The organism is Pseudomonas sp. SJZ077, assembly GCF_007993905.1.
GTDB classification, from domain to species: Bacteria; Pseudomonadota; Gammaproteobacteria; order Pseudomonadales; family Pseudomonadaceae; genus Aquipseudomonas; species Aquipseudomonas mandelii.
In genome coordinates this window covers 101,133-124,126 of record NZ_VIUJ01000011.1, presented here as the reverse complement: position 1 = coordinate 124,126, position 22,994 = coordinate 101,133, and the positions used below count along the sequence as shown (strand labels likewise).

21 protein-coding genes are annotated in these 22,994 nt (G+C 59.0%); 13 read left to right on the top strand and 8 right to left on the bottom strand.

Going from position 1 to position 22,994, the window contains the following annotated elements; all coding sequences use genetic code 11:
- The first annotated feature begins 180 nt into the window (after positions 1 to 180).
- Genes FBY01_RS17860 through FBY01_RS17850 form a run of 3 tightly spaced genes read left to right on the top strand, consistent with a single transcriptional unit; the run spans position 181 to position 3,895 of the window.
- On the top strand, positions 181 to 711 hold the full coding sequence (locus FBY01_RS17860; RefSeq protein ID WP_145308809.1) for a (2Fe-2S)-binding protein: 531 nt from the start codon (positions 181 to 183) through the stop codon (positions 709 to 711).
- Complete coding sequence (locus FBY01_RS17855; protein ID WP_145308807.1) at positions 708 to 1,697, top strand: xanthine dehydrogenase family protein subunit M; 990 nt, start codon at positions 708 to 710, stop codon at positions 1,695 to 1,697. Before FBY01_RS17860 ends, FBY01_RS17855 begins: the two co-directional genes overlap by 4 nt.
- A complete protein-coding gene (locus tag FBY01_RS17850) occupies positions 1,694 to 3,895 on the top strand; it encodes a xanthine dehydrogenase family protein molybdopterin-binding subunit (protein WP_145308805.1) in 2,202 nt (733 codons plus the stop codon). The genes FBY01_RS17855 and FBY01_RS17850 overlap by 4 nt, the downstream gene beginning before the upstream one ends.
- Here FBY01_RS17850 and FBY01_RS17845 read toward each other — a convergent pair.
- The gene (locus FBY01_RS17845; RefSeq protein WP_083375710.1) at positions 3,892 to 5,130 is read right to left on the bottom strand and encodes an MFS transporter; all 1,239 of its coding nucleotides are present in this window, start codon (positions 5,128 to 5,130) and stop codon (positions 3,892 to 3,894) included. The genes FBY01_RS17850 and FBY01_RS17845 overlap by 4 nt on opposite strands.
- 486 nt (positions 5,131 to 5,616) lie before the next feature.
- On the opposite strand from FBY01_RS17845, the gene FBY01_RS17840 reads away from it, so the two are divergent.
- From FBY01_RS17840 to FBY01_RS17830, 3 genes are read left to right on the top strand one after another with little or no spacing between them, the layout of a single operon-like run.
- Positions 5,617 to 7,056, top strand: a complete 1,440-nt coding sequence (locus tag FBY01_RS17840) for a cytochrome ubiquinol oxidase subunit I (RefSeq protein WP_145308803.1) — start codon at positions 5,617 to 5,619, stop codon at positions 7,054 to 7,056.
- Between the two features lie 3 nt (positions 7,057 to 7,059).
- The gene (gene cydB / locus FBY01_RS17835; RefSeq protein WP_083375711.1) at positions 7,060 to 8,067 is read left to right on the top strand and encodes a cytochrome d ubiquinol oxidase subunit II; all 1,008 of its coding nucleotides are present in this window, start codon (positions 7,060 to 7,062) and stop codon (positions 8,065 to 8,067) included.
- A gap of 57 nt (positions 8,068 to 8,124) precedes the next feature.
- The gene (locus tag FBY01_RS17830; RefSeq protein ID WP_010467474.1) at positions 8,125 to 8,292 is read left to right on the top strand and encodes a DUF2474 domain-containing protein; all 168 of its coding nucleotides are present in this window, start codon (positions 8,125 to 8,127) and stop codon (positions 8,290 to 8,292) included.
- A 79-nt stretch (positions 8,293 to 8,371) separates the two neighbouring features.
- On the opposite strand, the gene FBY01_RS17825 is transcribed toward FBY01_RS17830, so the two are convergent.
- Complete coding sequence (locus tag FBY01_RS17825; RefSeq protein ID WP_145308801.1) at positions 8,372 to 9,496, bottom strand: class I SAM-dependent methyltransferase; 1,125 nt, start codon at positions 9,494 to 9,496, stop codon at positions 8,372 to 8,374.
- A gap of 188 nt (positions 9,497 to 9,684) precedes the next feature.
- The gene (locus FBY01_RS17820) at positions 9,685 to 10,395 is read right to left on the bottom strand and encodes an autoinducer binding domain-containing protein (RefSeq protein WP_077749409.1); all 711 of its coding nucleotides are present in this window, start codon (positions 10,393 to 10,395) and stop codon (positions 9,685 to 9,687) included.
- A gap of 345 nt (positions 10,396 to 10,740) precedes the next feature.
- Here FBY01_RS17820 and FBY01_RS17815 point away from each other — a divergent pair, with 345 nt between their 5' ends.
- Positions 10,741 to 11,517 carry a ferredoxin--NADP reductase gene (locus tag FBY01_RS17815; protein ID WP_010467481.1) on the top strand — a complete coding sequence of 259 codons (777 nt, stop codon included), beginning with the start codon at positions 10,741 to 10,743 and terminating at the stop codon, positions 11,515 to 11,517.
- Between the two features lie 47 nt (positions 11,518 to 11,564).
- Here the strand turns inward: FBY01_RS17815 and mscL are convergent, their stop codons facing one another.
- Positions 11,565 to 11,978 carry a large-conductance mechanosensitive channel protein MscL gene (gene mscL, locus FBY01_RS17810; RefSeq protein WP_010467482.1) on the bottom strand — a complete coding sequence of 138 codons (414 nt, stop codon included), beginning with the start codon at positions 11,976 to 11,978 and terminating at the stop codon, positions 11,565 to 11,567.
- Between the two features lie 285 nt (positions 11,979 to 12,263).
- On the opposite strand from mscL, the gene katB reads away from it, so the two are divergent.
- From katB to radA, 3 genes are read left to right on the top strand one after another with little or no spacing between them, the layout of a single operon-like run.
- Complete coding sequence (gene katB / locus FBY01_RS17805) at positions 12,264 to 13,805, top strand: catalase KatB (protein WP_145308799.1); 1,542 nt, start codon at positions 12,264 to 12,266, stop codon at positions 13,803 to 13,805.
- Positions 13,806 to 13,865: 60 nt separating this feature from the next.
- On the top strand, positions 13,866 to 14,408 hold the full coding sequence (locus FBY01_RS17800; RefSeq protein ID WP_145308797.1) for an ankyrin repeat domain-containing protein: 543 nt from the start codon (positions 13,866 to 13,868) through the stop codon (positions 14,406 to 14,408).
- 45 nt (positions 14,409 to 14,453) lie between these two features.
- Positions 14,454 to 15,821, top strand: a complete 1,368-nt coding sequence (radA, locus tag FBY01_RS17795) for a DNA repair protein RadA (RefSeq protein ID WP_010467488.1) — start codon at positions 14,454 to 14,456, stop codon at positions 15,819 to 15,821.
- A 128-nt stretch (positions 15,822 to 15,949) separates the two neighbouring features.
- Here the strand turns inward: radA and FBY01_RS17790 are convergent, their stop codons facing one another.
- Complete coding sequence (locus tag FBY01_RS17790) at positions 15,950 to 16,318, bottom strand: PilZ domain-containing protein (protein WP_010467490.1); 369 nt, start codon at positions 16,316 to 16,318, stop codon at positions 15,950 to 15,952.
- A gap of 159 nt (positions 16,319 to 16,477) precedes the next feature.
- Here FBY01_RS17790 and FBY01_RS17785 point away from each other — a divergent pair, with 159 nt between their 5' ends.
- The 3 genes from FBY01_RS17785 to yjiA all read left to right on the top strand — a co-directional run bounded on the left by FBY01_RS17785 (position 16,478) and on the right by yjiA (position 19,887).
- A complete protein-coding gene (locus tag FBY01_RS17785) occupies positions 16,478 to 18,544 on the top strand; it encodes a carbon starvation CstA family protein (RefSeq protein WP_145308794.1) in 2,067 nt (688 codons plus the stop codon).
- A gap of 14 nt (positions 18,545 to 18,558) precedes the next feature.
- On the top strand, positions 18,559 to 18,756 hold the full coding sequence (locus FBY01_RS17780; RefSeq protein ID WP_010467494.1) for a YbdD/YjiX family protein: 198 nt from the start codon (positions 18,559 to 18,561) through the stop codon (positions 18,754 to 18,756).
- Positions 18,757 to 18,918: 162 nt separating this feature from the next.
- Positions 18,919 to 19,887, top strand: a complete 969-nt coding sequence (gene yjiA, locus FBY01_RS17775; RefSeq protein WP_145308792.1) for a GTPase — start codon at positions 18,919 to 18,921, stop codon at positions 19,885 to 19,887.
- Positions 19,888 to 19,986: 99 nt separating this feature from the next.
- On the opposite strand, the gene FBY01_RS17770 is transcribed toward yjiA, so the two are convergent.
- From FBY01_RS17770 to FBY01_RS17760, 3 genes are all read right to left on the bottom strand, one after another.
- The gene (locus FBY01_RS17770) at positions 19,987 to 20,670 is read right to left on the bottom strand and encodes a GntR family transcriptional regulator (protein WP_145308790.1); all 684 of its coding nucleotides are present in this window, start codon (positions 20,668 to 20,670) and stop codon (positions 19,987 to 19,989) included.
- 25 nt (positions 20,671 to 20,695) lie between these two features.
- Positions 20,696 to 21,400, bottom strand: a complete 705-nt coding sequence (locus tag FBY01_RS17765; RefSeq protein ID WP_010467500.1) for a FadR/GntR family transcriptional regulator — start codon at positions 21,398 to 21,400, stop codon at positions 20,696 to 20,698.
- Positions 21,401 to 21,467: 67 nt separating this feature from the next.
- Positions 21,468 to 22,781, bottom strand: a complete 1,314-nt coding sequence (locus tag FBY01_RS17760; protein ID WP_010467502.1) for a C4-dicarboxylate transporter DctA — start codon at positions 22,779 to 22,781, stop codon at positions 21,468 to 21,470.
- Positions 22,782 to 22,994: the final 213 nt, after the last annotated feature.

Genomic DNA, 22,994 nt, shown 5'->3' with positions numbered 1-22,994 from the left:
GTTCGTGGTTTCAAGTTGCGCGAACCTTTTAATAACAGCCAAACGAACACTTCGCCCGCTCCAATACTGGTCTTTCCGCGCCCATCAGTTTCCTTGAACACTCTCGCCACCCCGAAGTCGTACCCCTTATGACGGCGGTTTGCCAAAACGCCGCTTATTACGACTAACCGTGAGGTGTTTATGAGTGCGACCACCCCCGAGGCGGCGCAGCCGTCCTTCGTTCGTCACCCGTTACGCCTGACCCTCAACGGTCAGGAGCGTCAACTGGAGGTCTTGCCCTGGACCACGCTTTTGGACCTGCTGCGCGAGCAATTGGACCTGATCGGCACCAAAAAAGGTTGCGATCATGGCCAGTGTGGCGCCTGCACGGTGTTGCTCAACGGCAAGCGGGTGAACGCCTGCCTGACGCTGGCGGTGATGTGCCACGGCGCAGAGCTGGTCACCATTGAAGGGCTGGCAAACGGCGATGAGTTACACCCCATGCAGCAAGCCTTCATCAAGCACGATGCCTTTCAGTGCGGTTATTGCACGCCGGGGCAGATCTGTTCGGCGGTCGGTCTGGCGAATGAAGGGCGGGCGCACTCCCGCGCGGACATTCAGGAGCTGATGAGCGGAAACCTCTGCCGTTGCGGTGCCTACAACAATATTCGCGATGCCATCGAAGAGGTACTTCCCTCCTGCCGCCAGCCTGGGCAAGGAGGTGGTCAATGAATCCTTTCCACTACAGCAAACCCGATTCGGTGCAGGACGCCGTGCACCTCGCCAGTCCGGCGTCGCGCTTCATCGCCGGCGGTACGAATCTGCTGGATTTGATGAAAGAGAACCTCACTCGCCCCGAACATTTGATCGATATCACCGGTTTGCCACTACGCGAGGTCAAGGAAACGGCCAGCGGAGGCGTGATGATTGGCGCCTTGGTCAGCAATGCCGATCTGGCCTGGCATCCGCTGATTGAACAGCGTTACCCGCTGTTATCCCAGGCGATCCTGGCAGGCGCTTCGCCGCAATTGCGCAACATGGCCAGCACCGGCGGCAATCTTCTGCAACGCACTCGCTGCTATTACTTCTACGACGCCAGCGTGCCGTGCAATAAGCGGGAGCCCGGCAGTGGTTGCCCTGCACGGGACGGTCTCAACCGGATTCACGCGATCCTCGGCGCCAGTACGCATTGCGTCGCCACCCATCCTTCCGACATGTGTGTGGCGTTGGCGGCGTTGGAGGCAATCGTCCACGTCCAGGGGCGCGACGGTGCCAGAACCATTGCGTTTGCCGACTTCCACCGATTGCCGGGCGATGCCCCTGAGCGCGATAACCAACTGGCCGACGATGAACTCATTACCGCAGTCGAGTTGCCCGCCGCCGGTTTTGCCGAGTACAGCCATTATTTGAAGATTCGCGATCGCGCCTCTTACGCCTTCGCCCTGGTGTCGGTCGCCGCAGCGCTGGACTTGTCCGGGCCGGCCATTCGCGAAGCGCGTTTGGTCCTCGGTGGCGTGGCGCACAAACCGTGGCGTGACAATGCCGTCGAGCAATGGCTGGAGGGTAGGGCGGCCAACCATGAAACCTTCTGCGCCGCTGCCGACATGCTCCTGCAAAAGGCCGAACCGCTCGAACATAACGCCTTTAAGGTCAAACTGGCGCGAGAGGCAATTGTTCGCGCCTTGAGCGATGCCGCGCGAGGAGGGCAAGCCCGATGAACACATTTACCTTACCCATGGGCCAACCACTGGACCGGGTCGACGGTCCTCTCAAAGTTACCGGCCAGGCCCGCTACGCCGGTGAGTTTCCTGAGGAGGGCCTGCTCCACGGCAGCGTTGTCTCAAGTTCTATCGCCTGCGGTCGCGTGCTGAGCATTGACGCCTCCGAGGCGCTGGCATTGCCCGGTGTTGTCGCGGTGATCGATCACCTCCAGCGTCCGACAATCGCCAGTTATGACAAGGATTACGAAGACGCCGACTCGGCTGAGGGATCGCCGTTTCGTCCGTTGTACAACGATAAGGTCCTGTACAGCGGCCAGCCGCTGGCGCTCGTCGTTGCGGATAACCTTGAGTTGGCGCGTTATGCCGGTTCGCTGGTAAGGATTGAATACGACACCGAGTCTCATCAGACCGATCTGTTGAGCCTGCAAGGCGAAGCCAAACCGGCACCCGCCGAACTGCCTGAACCTCGTGGGAACTTCCAGGCCGAATTTGCCGGTGCCGCCCTGAGTCTGGATCTGAACTACAGCACGCCGATCGAACACCACAACCCGATGGAACCGCACGCCAGCACAGTGCTTTATCAGGCGGATGGCAGTCTGCATATCCATGACAAGACTCAGGGTCCGCAGAACTGTCAGTCATACGTGCAAAAGGTGTTCGGGCTTGAGAAAGAGCAGGTCAGAATTTTCGCCGCGTATGTCGGCGGTGCGTTTGGCTCTGGCCTGCGTCCGCAGTACCAACTGGCGCTGGCCGTGATGGCCGCGCTGCACCTCAAGCGTTCGGTGCGAGTGACATTGACTCGGCAGCAGATGTTCACCTTCGGCTACCGTCCGCGCACTTTGCAACGTTTGCAATTGGGCGCTGCGGCCAATGGACGCTTGTTGGCGGTGGCTCATACCGCCATCGGCCAGACCTCGCGTTTCGAGGATTTCACCGAGCATGTGGTGGAGTGGAGCGGCATGCTCTATCACTGCGACAACGTGCAGTTGACCTACAAACTTGTGCCACTGGACGTGTTCACGCCCCTCGACATGCGAGCGCCAGGCGCGGCGCTGGGGTTGATTGGCCTTGAATGTGCGATGGACGAACTGGCCTGTGCGTTGGCTATCGATCCGGTGCAGCTGCGGTTGATCAATTATTCCGAGCGCAATCAGAACGAAGACAAACCGTATTCCAGCAAAGCCTTGCGCGAATGTTACGCCCAAGGTGCCAAACGTTTTGGCTGGGATCAGCGCGATCCCGAACCGCGCAGCATGCGTCAGGGTCGACAGTTAGTGGGCTGGGGCATGGCCGGCGGTGTCTGGGAAGCGATGCAGCAGAAGGCCAGCGCCAAGGCTTCGCTTGATCACAACGGCAAGCTGATCGTCAGTAGCGCCACCACCGATATCGGCACGGGCACCTACACGGTCATGACGCAAATTGCCGCGCAGGCGTCAGGCGTTTCGGTAGAGGATGTCACTTTTATCCTTGGCGACTCTTCATTGCCAACCGCGCCATTGCAGGGCGGATCGTTCACGGTGTCGTCGGTCGGCACGGCCGTTCAGCAGGCTTGCGAAGCCTTAAAGGAAAAGCTGCTCGCCGTTGCGCGGCAAACCTCACCCGCGTTCAGTGGTGTGACCTCGGAACAAGCGGCTTTTGAAGACGGATATCTGACATTTGGCGATGCGCGGGTAAAACTGGCCGACCTGGCCCGGGACTGCGGCGAAGACACCCTCGAGGTTCAGGTTGATGCCGAGCCTGACGAGAAGCGCGAAGCCTACGCCACCGCCACCCATTCAGCGGTGTTCGTCGAAGTGCTGGTGGATGAGGACTTGGGCACGGTGAAGGTGAACCGGGTGGTCAGCGCGATTGCGGCGGGTCGAGTGGTCAATCCGAAAATGGCCCGCAGCCAGATTCTCGGTGGCGTGGTGTGGGGCATCGGCATGGCCTTGCACGAGGAGACGCAGACCGACCATGCGCTGGGTCGTCACATGAATCACAGCCTGGCCGAATACCACATTCCGGTAAACGCTGATATCGGCGACATTGACGTGCTGTTTGTCGAAGAACACGACGAGATCGTCAATGCCCTGGGTTCCAAGGGCGTGGGCGAGATCGGCATCGTCGGCGTGGCGGCAGCGGTAGCCAATGCGATCTATCACGCGACTGGCAAACGGGTGAGGGATTTCCCCATCACCCTGGACAAACTGCTCTAGGCCTTGGCTTCTTCGATTGGCACATGCATACGGTCGCGGTTGGCCAGGGTCGGGAACAATTTGATCCACGCCCCCGTCACCACCAGCGTGCCGATACCGCCCATGACCACCGCCGGCACGGTGCCGAACCAATGGGCGGTGAGGCCGGATTCGAACTCGCCCAACTGGTTCGAAGCACCGATGAACAAACCGTTCACGGCGCTGACCCGGCCGCGCATTTCGTCCGGGGTTTCCAGTTGCACGAAGGAGGCGCGGATCACCATGCTGATCATGTCCGCTGCGCCCAACACCACCAGCACGGCCAGGGAAAACCAGAACGAAGTCGAGAGGCCGAACGCGATGGTCGCGACGCCGAACACGCCGACGGCCGTGAACATTACCCGCCCGACTTGGCGCTCCACGGCAAATCGCGCCAGGTACAGCGACATCAGCAGCGCACCGACGGCCGGGGCTGAGCGCAACAGACCCAGGCCCCAGGGGCCAGTCAACAAGATGTCTTTGGCGAACACCGGCAGCAGTGCCGTTGCCCCGCCGAGCAATACCGCAAACAGGTCCAGGGAAATCGCCCCGAGAATGTCCGGCCGACTGCGAATGAAGCGGATGCCTGCGAGCAATGAGTCCAGCGTCGCCTTGCCCTTGTTCAACGGTGTTTGCCGGGCGGGCAGGTTGAGCATCAACAAGCAGGCAATGAGGTAGAGGATCACGGTCGGGCCATACACCCAGACGCTGCCGAAGGCATAGAGCAAACCGCCAAGGGCCGGGGCGACGATGGTGGCTGATTGTTGAGCCGACTGCGCGGCGGCGACGGCGCGGGGGAACAGCGCGCTGGGCACGATGCTCGGCAGCAGGGCCTGAGTGGTCGGCATCTCGAAGGAGCGTGCGGCGCCGAGCAGGAACGCGAGGATGAAGATCATCTCGCGGGTGACATGGTCGGTTGCGCTGCCGATGGCCAGGGAGAGGGCAATCAACGCTTGAAGAGACTGGCAGATCGCCGCGACCTTGCGCCGGTCGTAGCGGTCCGCGACATGCCCGGTGTGCAACATGAACAACACCCGAGGGGCAAATTCCACCAGCCCTACCAGGCCCAGGTCGAGCACATTGCCGGTCAGTTGATACAGATTCCAGCCGATGGCCACGGTGAGCATCTGAAAACCGCTGGCGGTAAACACCCGAGCCAGCCAGAACGCGATAAAAGGGCGGTGATGGCGTAACAGCAAGGGCGCTTGGCTGGGCATCTGAGGGCAGGTCTTGAGCGAGGTGAGGGTCGAGATTATCACCAAGCTGTAACCAGAAGTTGCAGGCTGGGAAAATTTAGTTAGCTAGACACCGATCTCCAAAAACACCGACATTCCCCTTTGGGAGCGAGCCTGCTCGTGATGATGGAGTATCAGTCGACACCTCTGCTGCCTGACACACTGCTTCGCGAGCCGGCTCGCTCCCACCGGTAATGTGTTTCAGTTCATGAGCAGGGCTATGAGGCAACCTGTCACGCGGCAAAAGACCACACCGTCCATCGTCAAAAATGGGACTACTCTTTTAACCATTGCTTGATCCAGATCAAGACCCTTGTGGAAATGATCCGGTGGCCAGATGGCCAGACTCCCTACGTTGTGACGTTTGTAAAAAAAGAACGAATTCTAATTCGCCACACTCCATATCCGTGGGGGCAGTGGGTGCAGGCCGCAAGCCTTCAGCCGGTATTACCTGACAGAGGAAGACTTATGTTCGGTTTGGAGGCGCTTGATCTCGCCCGAATTCAGTTTGCGTTCACCATCTCGTTCCACATCCTGTTCCCGGCTATCACCATTGGCCTGGCGAGTTACCTGGCGGTACTCGAAGGTTTGTGGCTGAAGACGAACAACGACACTTACCGCGATCTGTACCATTTCTGGTCGAAGATCTTTGCCGTCAACTTCGGCATGGGTGTGGTGTCCGGGTTGGTCATGGCGTATCAGTTCGGCACCAACTGGAGCCGCTTCTCGGATTTCGCCGGTTCCGTGACCGGGCCGTTGCTGACGTACGAAGTCCTCACAGCGTTCTTCCTTGAGGCCGGTTTCCTCGGCGTCATGCTGTTCGGCTGGAACAAGGTCGGGCGCAATCTGCACTTCTTCGCCACGGTCATGGTTGCCATCGGCACGCTGATATCGACCTTCTGGATTCTCGCCTCCAACAGTTGGATGCAGACCCCGCAAGGATTCGAAATCATCAATGGCCAGGTCATTCCCACCGACTGGTTCGCCGTGATCTTCAACCCCTCATTCCCCTACCGTCTGATGCACATGGCGACGGCCGCGTTCGTCGCGACTGCCTTCTTCGTCGGCTCTTCCGCGGCCTGGCATTTGCTGCGCGGCAAGGACAACCCGGCGATCCGCACCATGCTCTCGATGGCCATGTGGATGGCATTGATCGTGGCGCCGATTCAGGCGGTCATCGGTGACTTTCACGGGCTCAACACGCTCAAGCACCAGCCGGCGAAAATCGCTGCGATCGAAGGTCACTGGGAAAATCACGGCGATGAGCCGACCCCGCTGATCCTGTTCGGCTGGCCCGACATGAAAGAAGAGCGGACCAAATACGCGGTAGAAATTCCCTACCTGGGCAGCCTGATCCTGACCCATTCCCTGGACAAGCAAGTGCCGGCGCTCAAGGACTTCCCGCCTGAAGACCGGCCGAATTCCACCATTGTGTTCTGGTCGTTCCGGATCATGGTGGGTCTGGGCATGCTGATGATCTTTACAGGATTGTGGAGCCTGTGGCTGCGCAAGCGCGACAAGTTGTACACCTCGCGTCCGTTCCTATATCTGGCGTTGTGGATGGGCCCATCCGGCCTGATCGCGATCCTCGCGGGCTGGTTCACCACTGAAATCGGTCGTCAGCCGTGGGTGGTCTATGGGCTGATGCGCACGGCGGATGCGTCCTCCAATCACAGCTTCCTGCAGATGAGCATCACGCTAGTCCTGTTCGTGGTGGTGTATTTCGCGCTGTTCGGTGCCGGTCTGGGCTACATGATGCGCCTGGTGCGCAAAGGGCCGAAGATCGACGAAGGCAAGGAAACGCCCGAAGGTGGTCCAGGCAAGAAGCGCACGCCGGCCCGTCCGCTGTCCGCCGCCGACGATTCCGCCGACGACGACCACGGTCCCAGCCTGACCAAGGAGATTTGAGTCATGGGTATTGATCTTCCGCTGATCTGGGCCGTGATCATCATCTTCGGCATCATGATGTACGTGGTCATGGACGGTTTCGACCTGGGGATCGGGATTCTCTTCCCGTTCATCCCGGGCAAGACCGACCGTGACGTGATGATGAACACCGTCGCCCCGGTCTGGGACGGCAACGAAACCTGGCTGGTACTGGGTGGCGCGGCGTTGTTCGGCGCGTTCCCGCTGGCCTATTCGGTGGTGCTCTCGGCGCTGTACCTGCCGCTGATTTTCATGCTGATCGGGCTGATTTTCCGGGGCGTTGCGTTTGAGTTCCGCTTCAAGGCCAAGGACGACAAGCGTCATCTGTGGGACAAGGCGTTTATCGGTGGTTCGATTGCTGCAACCTTCTTCCAGGGGGTGGCCCTGGGGGCATTCATCGATGGGTTGCCGGTGGTCAATCGCCAGTTTGCCGGTGGTTCACTGGACTGGCTGACACCGTTCACCCTGTTCTGCGGCCTCGCGCTGGTGGTGGCTTATGCGCTGCTGGGTTGCACCTGGCTGATCATGAAGACCGAAGGCAAGTTGCAGCAGCAGATGCATGATCTGGCGCGGCCGTTGGCGTTCGTGGTGTTGGCGGTGATCGGTATCGTCAGTATCTGGACCCCGTTGGCCCATGCCGAGATCGCGGCTCGCTGGTTTACCCTGCCGAACCTGTTCTGGTTCCTGCCGGTACCGATCCTGGTGCTGGTGACCATGTACGGTCTGATCCGCGCCGTGGCCCGCAATGCGAACTACACACCATTCCTGCTGACGTTGGTGCTGATCTTCCTCGGCTACAGCGGTCTGGGCATCAGCCTGTGGCCCAACATCGTACCGCCTTCGATCTCGATCTGGGACGCTGCTGCACCGCCGCAAAGCCAGGGCTTCATGCTGGTCGGTACGCTGTTCATCATCCCGTTCATCCTGGGTTACACCTTCTGGAGCTACTACGTGTTCCGCGGCAAGGTGACCCACGAAGACGGTTATCACTAGCGCACACGACAATGGCGCAGGGCTTGAACCTGCGCCGTTTCAGAGGAGGTCAAGATGATGGCTGGCAAACATTCCCTGGAGGAAATCAAGGCGGCAGAGAAAAAACCGCTTTGGCAGCGGCTCGGTTGGTTGGCCTTGATTTGGGTCGGTAGCGTGGGGGCCCTGTTTATCGTGGCCAGCCTGATGCGCATGTTCATGAACGCCGCAGGTCTGTCCACGCACTGAAACACCCGACATTCCCATCCCCGTTGCCTTGCGGCACGGATTCAAACCCTCCTGTACGGAGGGTTTTTTTTACCTGCGATTATTTGCGGGCTTTGAGAATGACGAATTTCGGCGTGGCCGCCACTTGCTCGACGCCACGGAACAGCCGCGCGAGCTTGCTGTGGTAACCCAGGTGACGGTTGCCGACGATGTACAGCGCACCGCCGGTTACCAGAGCTTCGCGCGCTTGCTGGAACATCCGCCAGGCGAGAAAGTCGCCTACGACTTGTTGCTGGTGAAACGGTGGATTGCACAGCACCACGTCCAGCGATTGCGGTTCTTGTCCGGCCAGGCCATCGTCGGCGCGGACGATCACGTCACGATCACCCAGTGCTGCGCGCCAGTTTTCGGCGGCCGATTGCACCGCCATGAATGACTCGTCCACCAGCGTGTAATGGGCCTCAGGGTTTTGCAGAGCGCTGGCGATTGCCAGTACGCCGTTACCACAACCGAGATCGGCAACGCGGGCTGTCCCGAGGTTCTGTGGCAAGTGTGGAAGAAATGCGCGAGTGCCGATGTCCAGCCCTTCGCGGCAGAACACATTGGCGTGGTTCAGCAGTTCGATCGCCGGTGTGTCGAGTTGATAGCGTGAAGGGTAGGGGGACACGGCTGGGCTTTTGGCTTCAGGCGTTGCGATCAGCAGCCGGGCTTTTTTCACCGCCAACGAGGCTTGCACCGGGCCGATGTAACGCTCCAGCAGATCACCGGCGGCACGGGGCAGATGCTTGACCATCGCTGCTGCAATCACCTGAGCACCCGGGGCCAGTTGGCTTTGCAGGCGAATCAGTTGCTCTTCCAGCAAGGCCAGGGTTTTCGGCACCCGGATCAACACGCGGTCAAACGGCCCCGCAAAGGCTTCGTTGGCCGGTACGCTCGGCACGGCATCAAAGGCCTGGCCGTTGCGGATCAGATTCTTTTCCAGGCCCTGGAAGGCCAGAAACGAGTCGCCGCTGCTGGTCACCACAACGCGCCCCGCCAGGCTCGCGGCCAACGCGCCGAAGCTATCGTTGAGCACCAGCACGCGGGTGTCCGCGGCCGGTTGCTGCTCGGCCAGATAATTGAGCATGTACTCGTCTGCGGCATCGAAAGCTTGCAGTGGTTCGTTCTGCTGTTCTGGCTGACGGATCAGATCGAGTTGGGCGAAGGGCGTTTCGAGCAGGGGCATGAGGCGGGGCTCTGGGTAGTCAACGGGTGTGGTGTCCCGCTGCCTGAAGCGTTGTAGCGGGCGGGACCGTCCGAGTGGACTGCGACGTAATGGTGCATTCGTCAACACTCTGGAGGAGCCGCAAATGGTACGTTTTTTTCTTTTGGATTACCCGCAGGTTTTTCCTCCTGGGTATTCGGGCGTACTGCTCAGATCAAGCACGCCCTGGTGGCTGCGACCACTGCCGCAAGCTTGTTGTTGACGCCCAGTTTCATTATTACTCGGTGAATATGAAAATTCGTGGTGCGTTCAGTGATGCATAGGATGATGCCTATCTCGTAGGCGGTTTTGCCATCGGCTGACAGTTTCAATATCTCGATCTCGCGTGCCGATAAATGCGGTTTGCAGTAATCCTTCACGCGATCAGGCAATTTTTTAGCGACGAGCCCATGCAGGTGGTTGCTGATGAACATCGTGTAGCCCAGTTTTTCATACCATTCATAAGGGGTGATGGGGCAGTCGCTTCTTGCCAGGCTGAGCATGCTGCGCAGCCCGTTGTCGCCATGGAGCGATTGCGACCAGCCATACTGCAAACCGAGTTGTTTCTGTGCTTGCCACAGCGTTGGTGTCTTCGAATAAACCTTCTCTTCCCATAAAATGGGCATTGTTGAATGATTGCAATGAGCTACTACTGGGTCTATTTCTCTGAAGTGATTTTGTTCATATTCCGCGTTCCAGCCACTTGGGTAGTTGTTGAAATTCACTCTATCGAAGTGTGGGCCTCGCAAGTGAGAAGTGATTGAAAATGCACAAAAATTAAAGCCAAGGCTTTTGACGAAATCCAGTGATATCTCATAGGCATCTCCAACGTCTCTCGCTTCAGATATCTGTCTTAAACGTGATTCCTTCCACATTTCCATTGGCGTAACTCCATACGGGGTATCTGGGGGGTGCACATTGGATCCGAAATCCGGCACGTCACGAGTGTAGGAGTATTCCTACGAAGAGGCTGCAATTTTTTTGCTCTTGAAAAGGTTGAAAAGTAAATAACTGGTTCTTAGTCAGGATTAACAACGTTATATGTTGTACCCAATGCTTCTATTGAATTTTGTGTTGTACCCTTTGGTTAGTGTGACAGGAGGGGCACTTACAATCGCATCAGTAACCCCAGGACATGGGTGCCTCGTCTAAAGCCACTACAAATCACCGGTGTTTACATCACTCGCTTTGCGGGACACTGGGGCATCTGTTGAATGGAGCACCCCATGACCGCCAGCGCAGAAAAATTCACTCGCCAGACCCTGACCGACGTTCAGCCGTTGACCCCCAACCTGTTCACGTTGCGGGCCACCCGAGACCCCGGTTTTCGTTTTCGGGCGGGGCAATTTGCCCGGTTGGGCGTTACCCGGACCGATGGCAGCACGGTATGGCGCGCCTATTCAATGGTCTCCTCGCCCCATGACGAATTTCTCGAGTTCTTTTCCATCGTGGTGCCAGGCGGGGAGTTCACCAGCGAACTGAGTCGGCTGGAGGTCGGCGATACGCTGTTGGTGGACCGTCAGGCCTTCGGCTACCTGACGCTGGATCGTTTCGTCGACGGTCGTGATCTCTGGTTGCTATCCACTGGCACCGGCGTGGCGCCATTTTTGTCGATCCTGCAGGACTTTGAGGTGTGGGAGAAATTCGAGCGGATCATCCTGGTGTACAGCGTAAGGGAAGCCCGCGAGCTGGCTTATCAGGCGCTGATCGCGGGGCTGGCGCAGCGCGACTATCTGGCCGAATACGCGCACAAGTTGCAGTTCATCGCGACCGTCACGCGCGAGGAGCACCCCGGCGCCCTTAACGGGCGAATCACGACGCTGATAGACAACGGAGAACTGGAGCGGGTGGCGGGGGTGGCGCTGACGCCCGAGCACTCGCGGGTCATGCTCTGCGGCAACCCCCAGATGATCGATGACACACGCAAGCTGCTCAAGCAGCGGGACATGCACTTGAGCCTCAGTCGACGACCCGGCCAAGTGGCGGTGGAGAACTTCTGGTAAAAAAAACGGCGCCCCGAAGGCGCCGTTCTTTTGCACGCAACCAGCCTTCAGGGCTGATTGTTCTGGGCCTTGAGCAGGTCACGAATCTCGCTCAACAGCTCTTCTTCCTTGGTTGGAACCGGCGGCAGGGTGGGCGCCACGGCCTCCTCGCGTTTCAGACGGTTGATGGCTTTGACGCCCATGAAGATCGCGAAGGCGACGATGATGAAGTCGATCAGGCTCTGGATGAACTTGCCGTAGGCCAGCACCACCGCCGGGATATCGCCGTTGGCTGCCTTGAGGGTAACCGCCAGGTCACTGAAGTCCACCCCACCGATCAGCAGGCCGATTGGCGGCATCACCACGTCGCCGACAAACGATGAAACGATCTTGCCGAACGCGGCGCCGATGATGATACCGACGGCCATGTCGACCACATTACCTTTGACCGCGAAGGCCTTGAACTCACTTATCACGCCCATAGGTTATTTCCTTGTTACAGATGAGGTTGGTGAACGCAGTGTAAATCAGCAAATCCTGTCCTGCTCGAAACGCCTTCTTACAATGCCCATGTTTATCGACACATTTGCAGGTATTTAGTTTGCAAAGTGCCAGCAATCGCGCGCGAACTACGCGCTAACAGGCTGATTAGCCACACAATTCTCTGAATCATCGCATTACGTTCTTTCTATTTATGTTCTGCGCTCCGGGCCACTAGCCTCTGGGCAGCGCACTTGGAGTGCGCCTTGAAAACAGAGGAACCTGATATGACTTCGACCCTTGGCCTTGGGGCTTTCCCCCATCGGCGTACCCTTGGCGTATTAACCGCCAGCCTGCTGACCTTCTCCGTTCACGCTGCCCCCCTGACCCGCGATAACGGTGCTGCCGTCGGCGACAACCAGAACTCGCAAACCGCCGGTGCCAATGGCCCGGTGCTGCTACAGGACGTGCAACTGATCCAGAAGCTCCAACGCTTTGATCGTGAGCGCATTCCCGAGCGCGTCGTGCATGCCCGCGGCACCGGTGCCCACGGCACCTTCACTGTGACGGACGACCTGAGTGACCTGACCAAGGCCAAGGTGTTCGCTGGCGGTCAAAGTACGCCGGTGTTTGTGCGTTTCTCGGCGGTCGTCCACGGCAACCATTCGCCAGAAACCCTGCGTGACCCCCGGGGCTTTGCCACCAAGTTCTATACGGCGGACGGCAACTGGGACCTGGTCGGCAACAATTTTCCGACCTTCTTCATTCGTGATGCCATCAAATTCCCGGACATGGTCCACGCCTTCAAGCCGGACCCACGTACCAACCTGGACGATGATGCCCGCCGCTTCGATTTCTTTTCCCATGTTCCAGAGGCCACTCGCACGCTGACGGAGTTGTATTCCAATTCCGGTACACCCGCCAGTTATCGGGAAATGGACGGTAACGGTGTTCATGCTTACAAGTTAGTTAATGCCAAGGGTGAAGTTCACTACGTGAAGTTTCACTGGAAAAGTCTGCAGGGGATTAATAACCTCGATCCAAAAGCAGTAACCAACGTTCAAGGTCGAGACTACAGTCATATGACTAATGATTTGGTGTCTCATATTAACAAGGGTAACTTTCCAAAATGGGACTTGTACGTCCAGGTGTTAAATCCTAAAGACTTGTACAAGTTTGATTTCGATCCATTGGACGCAACCAAAATCTGGCCCGGAGTTCCTGAACGAAAAGTTGGACAAATGGTGTTGAACCGAAATCCGGCAAATGTCTTCCAGGAAACAGAACAAGTTGCCATGGCACCGGCCAATCTTGTTCCTGGCATCGAACCTTCCGAAGATCGCTTATTACAAGGACGGGTGTTCTCTTATGCCGATACTCAACTGTATCGCCTGGGCGCCAATGCACTGCAGTTGCCAATCAATGCACCCAAGGTCGCCGTGAACAACGGTAATCAGGATGGCGCGATGAACATCGGCCATAGCAGCAGCGGCGTGAATTATCAGCCGAGCCGTTTACTGCCTCGTGGCGAGCCGCAAACCGCACGTTACAGCCAGTCGGCCCTGTCGGGCAGCACGCAGCAGGCGAAGATCCAGCGTGAGCAGAACTTCAAGCAAGCCGGCGATCTGTATCGCTCGTTCAGCAAGAAAGAACGCAAGGACCTGATCGAGAGCTTCGGCGGCTCACTGGCCACCACCGATGACGAGAGCAAGCACATCATCCTGTCCTTCCTTTATAAGGCCGACCCGGAATACGGGAGCGGCGTGACCAAGGTGGCCAAGGGTGATCTGGGCCGGGTCAAGGCACTGGCGGCCAAGCTGGCGGACTGATCGCATTTGCCTGAAAAAGCGGGGCCTCTGACGAGGTCCCGTCAGACCAAGGAGCTTGCCATGCGTTTTTGTCTATCGCTGTTTCTGGCGTGCGTGTCGTTCAGCGTATTCGGCGCGCCGGCCGAAGATCCCGCAGCGCTGAAGGCTCAACTGAAAAATTATTACTTCGACGCCGCCCGCCGTGGCGATGTGCCGATGCTCGATACCTTCATTGAGGCTGGTTACGCCCTCGATACCCGCGACAGCAAGGGTTACACCGCGCTGATTCTTGCGGCCTATCATGGCCAGACAGCCGCCGTGGACCGTTTGCTCGCGGCCGGGGCCGACGCCTGCGCGCAGGATCAGCGCGGCAACACCGCCCTGATGGGCGCCATTTTCAAGGGCGAAATCCAGATCGCCAAAACCCTGTTGGCCGCCCATTGCAGCCCCGACCAACGTAACGGCGCTGGCCAGACGGCCGCGATGTACGCGGGACTGTTCAAGCGAGTCGAATTGCTGGATGAGCTCAAGGCCAAGGGCGCCGACCTGAATGCCGAAGATCCGTTGGGCAACAGCGCCGCGCGTCTGGCCAACGGTGAAATCCGCACAGCGGTGCCGCGCTGATCCGCGTCAGCTGAGCTATCATCGCGGTTTTTGCCGGGAGTTCAGATGGCCAAGGCCAAGCGCATGTACGGCTGCACCGAGTGCGGCTCAACCTTCCCCAAGTGGGCCGGCCAGTGCGGCGAGTGCGGGGCCTGGAACACGCTGACCGAAACCATGGTCGAGAGCGGCGGCGCCGCAGCACCCAGCGGTCGCACCGGTTGGACCGGCCAGCAGGCTCAGATCAAGACCCTGGCCGAAGTCAGCGTCGAAGAGATTCCGCGCTTCTCTACCGCGTCCAGCGAACTCGATCGGGTGTTGGGCGGTGGGCTGGTGGATGGTTCGGTGGTGCTGATCGGCGGTGATCCGGGCATCGGCAAGTCGACCATTCTCCTGCAAACCTTGTGCAACCTCGCCAAAGTCATGCCGGCGCTGTACGTCACCGGTGAAGAATCCCAGCAGCAGGTGGCCATGCGCGCCCGACGTCTGGGCCTGCCGCAGGATCAACTGCGGGTGATGACCGAAACCTGCATCGAAACCATCATTGCCACCGCCCGGGTCGAAAAGCCCAAGGTCATGGTGATCGACTCCATTCAGACCATCTTCACCGAACAACTGCAATCGGCACCGGGCGGCGTGTCGCAGGTGAGGGAAAGTGCCGCGTTGCTGGTGCGGTATGCCAAGCAGAGCGGCACAGCGATTTTCCTGGTCGGCCACGTGACAAAAGAAGGCGCCTTGGCCGGGCCGCGCGTGCTGGAGCACATGGTCGATACGGTGCTGTATTTCGAAGGCGAATCCGATGGACGGCTGCGTCTGTTGCGCGCGGTGAAAAACCGTTTCGGCGCTGTCAACGAGTTGGGCGTTTTCGGCATGACCGACAAGGGCCTGAAAGAAGTCTCCAACCCGTCAGCGATTTTTCTCACTCGTGCGCAAGAAGAAGTTCCCGGCAGCGTGGTCATGGCGACGTGGGAAGGAACGCGACCGATGCTGGTGGAAGTCCAGGCGCTGGTGGATGACAGCCATTTGGCGAACCCGCGTCGGGTCACGCTGGGGCTGGATCAGAATCGTCTGGCGATGTTGCTGGCGGTACTGCATCGTCACGGCGGAATTCCGACCCACGATCAGGACGTCTTCCTCAACGTGGTCGGCGGGGTGAAGGTGCTGGAAACGGCCTCCGACCTGGCGTTGATGGCCGCGGTCATGTCCAGTTTGCGCAACCGCCCGCTGCCCCATGATTTGCTGGTGTTCGGTGAAGTCGGGCTGTCAGGCGAAGTGCGCCCGGTGCCGAGTGGCCAGGAACGCTTGAAGGAAGCCGCCAAGCACGGCTTCAAACGCGCCATCGTGCCCAAGGGCAATGCGCCCAAGGAAGCGCCGCCGGGGTTGCAGATTATTGCCGTGACCCGTCTGGAGCAGGCCCTCGACGCATTGTTCGAGTAGTCGCAGGCAGCGCACAATCCTGTGGGAGCGAGCCTGCTCGCGATAGCGATCTGACATTCAACATTTATGTCGACTGGCATTCCGCTATCGCGAGCAGGCTCGCTTCACATTGGATCAGTGTTGAGCCTTCAGACTTCTATGAGCGCGCCCAATTCGCGCTCCAGTTCCTTGGGATCGCCCAGGTTGAACTCGATCAACCGCCGCAGGCGTTCAATCGATTCCAGGCTGATGTGTTTGCAGACGAACCCGAGTTGACCATGATCATCGTGGGTCAACATCACATCCATCTTGATCTCGACGTCTTCGTTAAGATGAATATCGACCAGGAAATGCCAGTCCGGATTACCCAGCCACGGCTCGGGCTTCTCGATCAGCAGTCCCTTGAGTGACAGGTCGATCAGCTTCACCGGCCAGGTGAACTCTCCCTGGCTCAGCTCTGTTCTGGCATCGAACGCAATACGTTTGAAGCGGCGGCGATCGGCGGGGAGCTCACTCATGGCGCAATCCTCTTGATGTTCGCTGACTATAGACCGCCACGGTCAAAGCCTGCCAGTGAGGACAGTCGTCTAGACCAATGTCGGGGTATGGCCTTTGCCGTCAGGCGAGCTAAACTCGGGGTGGCTGTCTTTCTTGTCCACCCTGGCTGGAATCATAAAATGAAAAATAATAATAGCCTGCTACGCCATCTACCCTGGCTGCTGCTGGCAATCGTGGGAGCGTGCGCCCTTGGTGTCGTGGCATTGCGTCGAGGCGAGGCGATCAACGCCTTGTGGATTGTGGTCGCAGCCGTGGCCATTTATCTGGTTGCATACCGTTACTACAGTCTGTTCATCGCCAACAATGTGATGCAACTCGACCCGCGACGGGCCACCCCCGCCGTGCTCAACAATGATGGTCTGGACTACGTCCCCACCAACAAACACATTCTTTTTGGTCACCACTTCGCTGCCATCGCTGGCGCGGGGCCGCTGGTCGGTCCGGTATTGGCTGCACAGATGGGCTATTTGCCCGGTACGCTGTGGCTGATTGCCGGCGTGGTCCTGGCCGGTGCGGTTCAGGACTTTATGGTCCTGTTCATGTCCACTCGCCGCAACGGCCGTTCCTTGGGCGACATGGTCCGTGAAGAAATGGGCCGCATCCCCGGGACCATTGCGCTGTTTGGCTGCTTCCTGATCATGATCATCATCCTCGCGGTGCTGGCATTGATTGTCGTGAAAGCTCTGGCCGAAAGTCCTTGGGGCATATTCACGGTGATGGCGACCATCCCGATCGCGATGTTCATGGGCATTTACATGCGCTACATCCGCCCGGGCCGCATTGGCGAAATCTCCGTGGTCGGGGTGCTGTTGCTGCTGGGCTCGATCTGGCTCGGTGGGCAGATTGCCGCCGATCCGGTCTGGGCCAAAGCCTTTACCTTCACTGGCGTACAGATTACGTGGATGCTGGTCGGTTATGGTTTTGTAGCCGCCTCGCTGCCGGTCTGGCTGATTCTGGCACCGCGCGACTACCTCTCGACCTTCCTGAAAATCGGCACCATCGTGGCCTTGGCGATCGGCATCCTGGTCACCATGCCTGAGCTGAAAATGCCGGCACTGACCCAGTTCATCGACGGCACTGGCCCGGTGTGGAAAGGCGGGTTGTTCCCGTTCCTGTTTATCACTATCGCCTGCGGCGCGGTCTCGGGTTTCCACGCGCTGATCTCCTCCGGCACCACGCCGAAATTGCTGGATAACGAAGTCAACGCCCGTTACATCGGTTACGGCGGCATGCTGATGGAATCCTTCGTCGCCATCATGGCGATGGTGGCGGCTTCGGTGATCGAGCCAGGTGTGTATTTCGCCATGAACAGCCCGGCGGCAGTCGTCGGCGGCGATGTGGTGACCGTGGCCCAAACCGTCAGCAGCTGGGGCTTTGCAATCACCCCGGAAGCGCTGCAAGCGGTGGCCAAGGACATCGGTGAAACCACGATCCTGGCCCGTGCCGGCGGTGCGCCGACCCTGGCGGTCGGTATCGCGCAGATCCTGCACAGTGTCCTGCCGGGTGAAAACACCATGGCGTTCTGGTATCACTTCGCGATTCTGTTTGAAGCGCTGTTCATCCTGACGGCCGTTGATGCCGGCACCCGTGCCGGGCGTTTCATGCTGCAGGATTTGCTCGGTTCCTTCGTGCCGGCGCTGAAACGCACCGAATCCTGGACCGCCAACCTGATCGCGACCGCTGGTTGCGTGGCGATGTGGGGCTGGTTGTTGTACCAGGGCGTCATCGATCCACTGGGCGGCATCAACACCTTGTGGCCGTTGTTCGGTATCTCCAACCAGATGCTGGCCGGTATCGCGCTGATGCTCGGCACCGTTGTGCTGATCAAAATGAAACGCCAACGTTACGTCTGGGTGACCATGCTGCCAGCCGTGTGGCTGCTGATCTGCACCACCACCGCCGGTTTCATCAAGCTGTTCGACGCCAACCCGGCGATCGGCTTCCTGTCGCTGGCGAAAAAATACAGCGATGCGCTGGCCAACGGTCAGATCCTCGCCCCGGCCAAGGACATCACTCAGATGCAGCACGTGATCTTCAACGCTTACACCAACGCAACGCTGACCGCGCTGTTCCTGTTCGTGGTCTTCAGCATCCTGTTCTATGCGCTCAAGGTCGGTATCTCCGCCTGGGGCAGCAAAGGACGCACGGATAAAGAAGCACCGTTCCAGGCGGTGCCAGATGCGTAATCGAGGATTGCACCATGTTCAATGACCTGAGTCGCCTCGGTAAATACCTCGGTCAGGCCGCGCGCCTGATGGTCGGCATGCCCGACTACGACAACTACGTCGAGCATATGCAAACCAAACACCCGGACAAACCGATGATGAGCTACGAGATGTTCTTCCGGGAACGCCAAGAGGCTCGTTACGGTGGCAAGGGTGGGCCGAAGTGCTGTTGACCCGGTTGTCGGGTTAACTGCAATCCTTGTGGGAGCTAGCCTGCTAGCGATGGCGGCTGAACATTCAACATCACTGTTGATTGACAGTCCGCCATCGCTGGCAGGCTAGCTCCCACATTTGTTTTGTGTTGCTTTTTAATTTTGTGAAACAGGAGATTCCAGTTGTCCTCTCCCATCCCGGTAACCATCCTCAGCGGCTTCCTCGGCGCCGGTAAAACCACGCTGCTGCGCCACCTGCTCAAAGCCGAGCACGGCCTGAAAATCGCGGTGATCGAGAACGAATTCAGTGACGCCGGTATCGACACCCAGCTGTTGGGCGATGAACCGGTGCAAGTGATGACGCTGTCCAACGGCTGCGTCTGCTGCACCATCCACACCGACCTGACCAAGGCCTTGTACCTGCTGCTCGAACGCCTGGACAGCGGCGAAATCGCCTTTGACCGTCTGGTGATCGAATGCACCGGCCTGGCCGACCCGGCGCCAGTGGCGCAAACCTTTTTCATCGATGAAGAGCTGCGCGAGCGTTACATCCTCGACGGCATCATCACCCTGGTAGACGCGGCGCACGCCGACACTCACCTGACGCAAACCATCGCCCAGGCGCAAATCGGTTTTGCCGACCGCGTGCTGGTGAGCAAGCGCGATCTGGTGGACGAAGCGACGTTTACCGCGTTGAGCGAGCGCCTGACCCGCATCAACCGTCGCGCGCCGATTCGAGTGGTCGAACACGGCAAGATCGACCTGGCCGAATTGCTCGACGTGCGCGGTTTCAACCTGAATGCCGACCTCGGCGGCGTCAGCCTGCGTCCGGTGACCAAGGCGCCCTCCATCGACCGGATCTCCAGCCTGGTGCTGCGCACCGACAAGCCGCTGGATATCGACAAGCTCAGCGAGTTCATGAACGAGCTGCTGGAAGACCATGGCAAGCAATTGCTGCGCTACAAAGGTGTATTGAGCATTGTGGGCGAGCCGCGGCGCATGGTGTTTCAGGGCGTGTTGAAGCTTTACGGATTCGACTGGGACACCGAATGGGTAGAGGACGAGGCCCGCGAAAGCGTGATCGTGTTCATTGCCGATGATTTGCCGGAAGAGAAAATCCGTGAGGGGTTTGCGCGGGTGGCGGCGGATTGAAAGAGTGTGTTCATCGGTGATGACGCCTTCGCGGGCAAGCCTCGTTCCTACAGGTTCTGCGTAGCCCTTGTAGGCGCGAGGCTTGCCCGCGAAGGCGATCTAACCGGCAACACGATTTTTGCCAGGGATGGGTACCGGATCTAGCAACATCTGTTCAAGAATATCGAGGTGGCGGTTTAGCAAAGCCTCGGCAGTCACCGCATCCCCACGCTCCAGCGCATTGATAATGTCCTCATGCCACGCGCAAGGGGCCTCCATCTGCGCATCAAACTGCGCAATCGCCAATGAAGTCAGCGGCACCAAGCTGCCAAGAAAATGCGCCAATGGTGCATTTCCCGCCATTTCCGCCAACAGCAAATGAAACTCCCCATACAACCGGATCGCCGGGCCGCGCTCTGTACAGTGGCGTTCGCGTTCAAGCAGGGCATGCAGGCGGTTCAAGGGTTGCGCACGAGGTTGTCGGCAGGCCAGCCGCACCAAGGTGGTCTCGGTCAGTCGTCGGGCATGCAGCGTCTGCCGAGTCTGTTCTGCATCGAGCGTGGCAACGCGGGGCCGATGGTTCGCCCGAAGGACGATGATTTGTTGATGAGACAGACGCGTCAGCACGCCACGAATGTCACTGCGTCGAACGCTGAACATCCGCGCCAGGCTTTCTTCGGTAAAGCGGCTGGACGCATTGAGGCGCTGTTCGAGAATGGCGTCGAAGATCCGCGAATAAAGATCTTCCGCCCGCGGTGGAAGGGGCAGGGCAGTGAGTGTTTGCGGTGAAGCGAAGCTGTTCATGGCCTGTCTCCGGTTCGAAGAAGTTTTAACTGCCGAAGTTGTCGTCTGGAATATTCAGTTCTATGCCCATCCGCTGGCCTTCCCGCAGGATGTGCCGACGCATCTCGGCACTGGCCTGGGCGCTGTTTTTGCTGCGAATCGCGCGCACCACGGCTTCGTTCTCCTCAAGGCGCTCAGCCAGATGCTCGGGGGAGTTGCGCAGCACCTCGGCGCTTTGCTTGAGGGCATTGCTGGTCTGCTGCACCACGCTCTGGAAAATCGGGTTCGAGGTCAGCGTGAACAGTTCTTCGTGGAACGCGATGTAGGCATTCACCCCGGCCTCGCTGTCGTTGGCCTCCAGCGCTTCGCGCATGTCCATCAAGGTCAGGCGCAGTTGCCCGACCTCCTTGCTGCTGATCGACTGCGCGACCAGGCCGACGATGAACGGCTCGAGGGTGTAGCGCAGTTGCAAGACATCTTCCAGGCTGGCGCCGGCGACCGCGCTGTCATGGCTTTGGCTGTCGCTGAGATGGGCGTCCAGCACCACCACGCCTTTGCCGGGCATCGAGCGCACCAGGCCAAGGGTTTCCAGCACGATCACCGCTTCACGCAGGCTCGGGCGGCTGATGCCCAGTTGTTCGGCCAGCTCACGCTGCCCAGGCAGCATTTCGCCGGAGCGCCACTGACCACGGGCCAAAGCGGCCCGGAGTTTTTCTACGACTGAGTTCACAACGGTCGACGAGGTAATCACTGTTCGCTCCATGAGCATCCAAAACGGTTGTTGACCGTGCCTGCCCGAAGACAGGCACGGCGTTTATTCAGAATTCCTGCTGATGTGCCGGGGCGACGGGTTTTCTCGGCTGGAAGGTATACCCCACCTGGCCGGAAAGCACTTTGTTCGCCCGTTGAATATCGATGTCCTTCTCCCAGCGGGCGATGGCCACGGTGGCGACGCAGTTGCCGATCAGGTTGGTCAGCGCCCGGCCGATGCCCATGAACCAGTCCACCGCCAGCACCAATACCAGGCCGACCACCGGAATCGCCGGGATCGCCGTGAGTGTCGCTGCCAGAATCACCAGCGCCGAACCGGGAATCCCGTGGGCCCCTTTTGAGGTAATCAGCGAGACCAGCAGAATCGTCAGCAAGTCGGTCATGGCCAGCGGCGTGCCGGTGGCGTTGGCGATGAAGACGATGGCGAGGGTCAGGTAGATCGAGAACCCGTCGAGGTTGAACGAGTAACCCGTCGGAATCACCAACCCCACTGTCGAACTGCCGATGCCCAGATGCTCAAGCTTGCGCATGATTTGTGGCAGCACGGCGTCGGACGAAGCGGTGCCCATGACGATCAGCAGTTCTTCGCGCAGGTACTTGAGCAACGGCCACATCTTCAGGCCCGAAAGGCGCATCACCAGGCCGAGAATCAATGTCACAAACGCCACGCAGGTCAGGTAAAACAGGCCGACCAGGCTGCCCAGGTGTTGCAGGGAATCCAGGCCATATTTGCTGGTGGTGAAGGCGATGGCGCCGAACACGCCGATCGGCGCCAGGCGCACGATCATGCCCATGATGCGGAAGATTACGTGGCTCAGCTCATTGATCAGCCGGGAAATCCCCGACGCTGCTTCGCCCACCAGGTTCAGCGCACTGCCGAACAGCACTGAAAACAGCAGGACTTGCAGGATGTTGTTCTCCGCGAAGGCGCCGATGACCGAGGTGGGGATCAGGTTCATCAAGAACTGGGAGGTGGTTTGCATGTGCTGGCCGCGCTGGGCGATGTCGCCCATGTCGGCAGCGGAAAGCTGATCCAGATGAATGTTCGCGCCGCTGCCGATGCCGGTGGTGAATGCGAACACCAGACCAATCACCAGGGCGATGGTGGTCAGGATTTCGAAGTAGATCACCGATTTCAGGCCGATGCGCCCGACCTTCTTCAAGTCGCCGGCACCGCTGATACCGCTGACCACTACGCAGAACACAATCAGGCCGATGAGCATCTTGATCAGTTTGATGAAGCCATCGCCGAGCGGTTTGAGCTGGGCGGAGTATTCAGGAAGGGTCAGCCCGCAGACGATGCCGAGCACCAGTCCGAGAACCACTTGGAGGAAGATTGAACGCGAGCACCATCTGAGCATGGGAGGAATCCTGGTCGGTGTCCTGGCTGCCGTGCGCTTGAGTGGGCGCATCAGATTCAGGACTTAATTATTGTGGTCTTACCGGTATGTCCAGTGCAGGCGCAGTCTAGGCGCTGTTTTTGGGTGATCGCAAGCGGAAATTACATAATTGGCATGACCGGTCTGACCAGTGGTGCAGACTCCTACAAATCCAGGGCGAAAAAAAACCGGCCA

Coding starts and splice junctions, on each gene's coding strand:
- FBY01_RS17860 (WP_145308809.1), top strand. CDS start 181: ATGAGTGCGACCACCCCCGAGGCGGCGCAGCCGTCCTTCGTTCGTCAC.
- FBY01_RS17855 (WP_145308807.1), top strand. CDS start 708: ATGAATCCTTTCCACTACAGCAAACCCGATTCGGTGCAGGACGCCGTG.
- FBY01_RS17850 (WP_145308805.1), top strand. CDS start 1,694: ATGAACACATTTACCTTACCCATGGGCCAACCACTGGACCGGGTCGAC.
- FBY01_RS17845 (WP_083375710.1), bottom strand. CDS start 5,130: ATGCCCAGCCAAGCGCCCTTGCTGTTACGCCATCACCGCCCTTTTATC.
- FBY01_RS17840 (WP_145308803.1), top strand. CDS start 5,617: ATGTTCGGTTTGGAGGCGCTTGATCTCGCCCGAATTCAGTTTGCGTTC.
- cydB (WP_083375711.1), top strand. CDS start 7,060: ATGGGTATTGATCTTCCGCTGATCTGGGCCGTGATCATCATCTTCGGC.
- FBY01_RS17830 (WP_010467474.1), top strand. CDS start 8,125: ATGGCTGGCAAACATTCCCTGGAGGAAATCAAGGCGGCAGAGAAAAAA.
- FBY01_RS17825 (WP_145308801.1), bottom strand. CDS start 9,496: ATGCCCCTGCTCGAAACGCCCTTCGCCCAACTCGATCTGATCCGTCAG.
- FBY01_RS17820 (WP_077749409.1), bottom strand. CDS start 10,395: ATGGAAATGTGGAAGGAATCACGTTTAAGACAGATATCTGAAGCGAGA.
- FBY01_RS17815 (WP_010467481.1), top strand. CDS start 10,741: ATGACCGCCAGCGCAGAAAAATTCACTCGCCAGACCCTGACCGACGTT.
- mscL (WP_010467482.1), bottom strand. CDS start 11,978: ATGGGCGTGATAAGTGAGTTCAAGGCCTTCGCGGTCAAAGGTAATGTG.
- katB (WP_145308799.1), top strand. CDS start 12,264: ATGACTTCGACCCTTGGCCTTGGGGCTTTCCCCCATCGGCGTACCCTT.
- FBY01_RS17800 (WP_145308797.1), top strand. CDS start 13,866: ATGCGTTTTTGTCTATCGCTGTTTCTGGCGTGCGTGTCGTTCAGCGTA.
- radA (WP_010467488.1), top strand. CDS start 14,454: ATGGCCAAGGCCAAGCGCATGTACGGCTGCACCGAGTGCGGCTCAACC.
- FBY01_RS17790 (WP_010467490.1), bottom strand. CDS start 16,318: ATGAGTGAGCTCCCCGCCGATCGCCGCCGCTTCAAACGTATTGCGTTC.
- FBY01_RS17785 (WP_145308794.1), top strand. CDS start 16,478: ATGAAAAATAATAATAGCCTGCTACGCCATCTACCCTGGCTGCTGCTG.
- FBY01_RS17780 (WP_010467494.1), top strand. CDS start 18,559: ATGTTCAATGACCTGAGTCGCCTCGGTAAATACCTCGGTCAGGCCGCG.
- FBY01_RS17770 (WP_145308790.1), bottom strand. CDS start 20,670: ATGAACAGCTTCGCTTCACCGCAAACACTCACTGCCCTGCCCCTTCCA.
- FBY01_RS17760 (WP_010467502.1), bottom strand. CDS start 22,781: ATGCTCAGATGGTGCTCGCGTTCAATCTTCCTCCAAGTGGTTCTCGGA.